Genomic DNA, 1,147 nt, shown 5'->3' on the forward strand with positions numbered 1-1,147 from the left:
TCGCTCCCATTATAAAAAGAAGTGCTTAGCGAGAAGTACTTCAAAATTAGAAAAAAGGAAAATAACCATGAATAAGACTATCAAAACAATCGCCTTATCTGTTGCCTTCGTATCTGGTGCAGCCATGGCTAATGCTCAAGAGGTCACTGTAGATACTGGGTTAAATGGTGCCTTAAATCTTTTATCTCAACATACCCAGCCAAATGGTACTGCGCTTAACCTTGCCATTAATACCGCTACTGTTGATGCAACGGTCAATGTAGATGGGCGGTATAACTCACTGAATAATGTGGGAGACAAAATCGCAGTAGAAACTTCAGCAATTGGTGCGGTAAACACCGGTAGTATCAATTTGCAGCAAGGCAATTTGAGCGCAGTGAATACGGGTACATTAGAGACAACTCTTGATGCTGAAAGAAGTGCGGCGCGTAATTTGGAAGAATGGCGTACTGAACGCTCATCAGAGTTTGAAAGCTCTATCAGTACATCATTGAATACTGACACTTATGACCAGTTCTCTGAAACTCTGAGTAATTACACTGCAGCGAATTTAGCCTTTAATTCAGCAGCTATTGATGCATCTGTAAATGTAGATGGAAAAGTGAATCATATTGATGGCATCAAAACTTCAGCTATTGGTGCTGTGAACACTGGTAGTATTACTGTGACCGTAAAGTAAATCCACCGTTCAATATGATCCAGGGTCTAACTATTTGCGGATAGTTAGACTTTTTTATTTTAGTACAAAAAATGTTTATTGAGTATCGCTTTGTAGTTGAATCAATCTGCTACAAGTCATATTTGGTCTGAAATTTCGCTTGCTATCAAGTGTAAACCACGCTATTCACAAGGTTCTACTTGAATGATTAGATAGAAAAAGAGTGCAACGAATTTCATCTTTTTTCTTGTATCTAAATTTGAAGCAGGTACTGGAAAATTTTATTCAGATAGTGTCGGCGATTAATTGCTGATTTTGTCACCATTGTTCAGAATATTCTTTCATATAAAATATTTGCTATAAAAAAGAGCGCCTGAGTGCCACTGCTGTCCCACAAATATCACAAGAAGAACCTCAATTGAGGTTCTTCTTGTTTTCGCCATTTTTTATCAGGCACAAAGAGTGACCTTAAAAGTTTCCTTTCAAATA

The 1,147-nt window shown here is 37.8% G+C and carries 1 protein-coding gene; it reads left to right on the forward strand.

The features are described from left to right. Window positions 1-679 (forward strand): hypothetical protein (locus ACPUEY_RS14020; RefSeq protein WP_425122460.1); only part of this gene is annotated, 679 nt, incomplete at its 5' end. Between the last annotated feature and the right edge of the window lie 468 nt (window positions 680-1,147).

It is taken from the genome of Acinetobacter sp. G11, from assembly GCF_049808495.1.
In the GTDB taxonomy this organism is placed as follows: domain Bacteria; phylum Pseudomonadota; class Gammaproteobacteria; order Pseudomonadales; family Moraxellaceae; genus Acinetobacter; species Acinetobacter kookii.